Source organism: Pseudoalteromonas sp. UBA2102 (assembly GCF_002331165.1).
Lineage (GTDB): Bacteria > Pseudomonadota > Gammaproteobacteria > Enterobacterales > Alteromonadaceae > Pseudoalteromonas > Pseudoalteromonas atlantica.
The window spans coordinates 74,164-77,368 of the sequence record NZ_DCYU01000111.1 but is presented as its reverse complement, the minus strand read 5'-3'; the positions used below and the strand labels follow the sequence as shown (position 1 = coordinate 77,368).

At 37.2% G+C, this 3,205-nt stretch carries 3 protein-coding genes and 1 pseudogene; 3 read left to right on the top strand and 1 reads right to left on the bottom strand.

From position 1 onward, the window contains the following. The coding region (gene bcsE / locus B2R65_RS15330) for a cellulose biosynthesis protein BcsE (RefSeq protein WP_286744127.1) at positions 1 to 1,262 on the bottom strand (1,262 nt) is incomplete at its 3' end. A gap of 114 nt (positions 1,263 to 1,376) precedes the next feature. Here bcsE and bcsR point away from each other — a divergent pair. The 3 genes and pseudogenes from bcsR to B2R65_RS15315 all read left to right on the top strand — a co-directional run. Next, positions 1,377 to 1,556: a BcsR/BcsP family cellulose biosynthesis protein gene (bcsR, locus tag B2R65_RS15325; RefSeq protein ID WP_004588341.1), complete on the top strand. Its 180-nt coding sequence runs from the start codon at positions 1,377 to 1,379 to the stop codon at positions 1,554 to 1,556. A 31-nt stretch (positions 1,557 to 1,587) separates the two neighbouring features. Next, on the top strand, positions 1,588 to 2,301 hold the full coding sequence (gene bcsQ, locus B2R65_RS15320) for a cellulose biosynthesis protein BcsQ (RefSeq protein WP_286744123.1): 714 nt from the start codon (positions 1,588 to 1,590) through the stop codon (positions 2,299 to 2,301). A 2-nt stretch (positions 2,302 to 2,303) separates the two neighbouring features. Beyond that, a pseudogene (locus B2R65_RS15315) lies at positions 2,304 to 3,205 on the top strand (UDP-forming cellulose synthase catalytic subunit); the annotation flags it as partial.

Here is a 3,205-nt window from a genome sequence, read left to right as displayed (position 1 = left end):
CGCTTTATATGAAATAAATGCAAAGGGTGGATTGGGTCAATCCGAGGCAAAAGCTTTAATTTAACCAACACCCCGCTTACCCCTAAATTTACAGCTGAGTCGCTGTGAACTTCTACCTGTTTGGTAAATTCTATAAAAGGGAGATAACCTTTAGAAAAGGTATTTTCGGTAAATTGAAGTACATGTTCAATAGAAGGCGGTAACGGTCTTGAAAATTGAAACCCTTGAATTGACTGCACCTGTGAGAGCAACCTTGAAGGCTCTGAAAAACTATACAAAATAAGATTAACACCTAAGGTCAAAAATAAGCATTCATCTTGATGGCGGATCACCCCGTCAACGTTCTGAATCACTAATTTAAGCCAGCGACCACAGTTTTTTCTCAGCTCAAAACATTGCTTGGCAAGCAGGGCTAAATCGGTATAACGCGAAACTGCAAATACCAATGTTGCCGCCTCTAATTTAGGGCCTTTTGAAAAAAGCGCATTGTTGTCTTTTATTATTTTATATTTTGCAGGAAGCTTGGTCCCTTCAGGAATAGCTCCTTGTACAATCCACACGTCGTCTTCATCTGCAAATACACCCGATGTTGAGGTTTGTTGTTCCGTAATACTATTTTGCTGCACTTTAAAGCAGCCATTTTCAATCATTAATGGATACTGTACAGAGGCGATGATACCTGTACTGTGATGCCAATAATCGTACTCTAGTACGCGCACTGTTGAATCATTTTCAACATATACCAACCCGTCGAGGTCCGAATTTAACCGCCTTAATAAAAAGCGATAGTTAGTCACCTCAGGGCCAGAAACTAAAAATAAAACGGTCGCTCCTGATTGTGTACTAAATTTTTTATAGGTCTGAACACTTTGCATCAGTTGCTTTTGATCCAATGAGGCTAAATCAGTCGTACTAAAGTGAACAATGACTAATGCATTATTTAGCTGTTTATAAGCATTTAGCTCTTTTAGCGTATTGTTAATTATTTGTTGCTTTGGCCAGTCACGTGTATCTGCCGAAAACCTAAACGGATGCACTTTGTGTTGGTCAAATGCATGATTTAATGCATCGCTAAAAGGGCCTTCAAAAAATGTTTCTATTTGAGAAGAAACAATATAAATATCAGAGGCTGAGGGTTTATTAATTGCATGTAATGCCAGTTCAGTAGCAAAATTGTCTAAAGGGGCTAAAATTGCATATAACGATGCAGGTTTTAGCTCTGCAGCAGAGGGCTGCAAGCCTGAAATGTTAAAGTTTTGCACTGAATTTAGCCTATAAAAAATACTTTTTTACTAGTTTTACCCGCTATTCTATATATAATAGACAAATATTGTCCACTTTAAATAAAAATAATAAACTTCACCATAAAGGCAACAATGCGTAATTTAACGACAAAAAGCTCTGAAACCTTAACATCAAATGACATTGAGAACCTTGCACGGCGTTTTGGCGGCAAAAGTGAAGATTACGTTGAAATTGTTAATAAACAAAAAAATAAACAAACAATAGAAAAATACGCATTACTGAACGAAATACACCGTGCAGTAAATGCGTAAGTAGTAATTGAAACGACAGGTAAACAACCCTTTGCAAAGAATTTTTCTAAAAGGTATTAAAGGCGGCACTGGCGCTACTTCTATGGTTGCCAACTTAGCCTGCGTATTAAAAAAGTCAGGCTCTGACGTTATTGCTATAGATTTAGACTCTAAAAGCGATTTGGGCCTGCACTTTGGCCTGCCTTGGCAGTACAACCACGGCTGGAGTAACGAGCAGGGCTTTGAACAAGCCCTTGAGCACTTTCATCAAGATAGTGATGGCATAGTGTTTTTACCTTTTGGCGATAAAAGTGTTAGTACCGCCGCGTTATTCGATTTCATAAACAATTGCAATAAACTGGATTATAACAATAATGCTTGGCTTCTTTTTGATTGCCCTGCACATATTGATATAACCCACTATCCGCTCGATAAAAACGACATAGTGATTGAAATAGTTAATTGTGATGCTATTTGCCACAGCTTAATTTATAAAAAACTACAAACGTTAAAACACACTGACAACCAGTGGAAACACTTCTTTTTAGTCAATCGTTATAACTCTGCATCAACACTTGAGTTTGACCTGTTTTCTTTATGGCAATCTACCTTGCCGCTTATGGCGCCCTTTTTTATAAATAGTGATGAAGTAATTAAAGAGTCTACAGCCTATAGAAATGTAGCGCTTAATTGTGCGCCTTACAGTGTTGCTAACGATGACTTTGAAACACTTGCCGGCTGGCTTGTAAGTAAATCGGCCCTGTAGTTATGAGCTTTTCTTTATTTTATAAGCGCCCAATACACAGTACTTTGTATTTACTGTTAAGCATTATTTTTACTGAAAAACTTGTACGTTATATTTTATTTAAGTTTCATAGTTATTTTAACCAGCACAAAGTAAACGTAATAGAAGCCTTTTTAATGCCTTTTATTACGCTGATTAGTTCATTGTTTATCAATATAAAAGACCACAAAATTAACTTTGAACTTATTTTATATGATTACTACCCGCATCTTCGCTTGCCGTACCGCACGTTTATTTATTCAAATATTTTGCGCTTTATCATTCAAAGCGTTTATTTGTTATTTTTTAAATACAAACCTAAAAATAACTCTGTAAGGGAGCGGCTATCAAATCAGTTTTATAATGGGGTAAGTTATTCACTTAAACAGTTGCGTTGGTTTGACTTAAAGCTAGGTAGATTACTAAAGCGTTTGTTATCAAAAAACGTTAAGGGTTCTAAAAAAAGTGCTTTTAAAACCATGGCTGACGCTAAGATTTGGCAAAATAAACTAATAAAATATGTGGTTGTAGCCTTTATATTGTTTTTACTGGCTATTTTTATAACCATTCCGTTTAGCCTAGAAGCACAAGCCGTGTTTATTAGTTTTATTTTGATAGTGGCATACGGGCTTAAGCGCGTTAAAGGACAAATGGCCACCATTGTAATGATCACCCTATCGGTAACCACTTCATCACGTTATTTATGGTGGCGCTACACAGAAACCCTCAATTGGGATGACCCTGTTGCGCTTACATTAGGCGCAGGCTTGCTGCTGGCAGAAACCTATGCGTGGCTAGTGCTCATTTTAGGCTTTTTTCAAACTATAAACCCCCTTGAGCGTAAACCCGTTCCGTTGCCAGAAAACACCGACTTATGGCCAACAGT

What these genes read in the sequence shown, in the direction of transcription:
- bcsR (WP_004588341.1), top strand. Translation starts at nt 1,377, where the DNA reads ATGCGTAATTTAACGACAAAAAGCTCTGAAACCTTAACATCAAATGAC.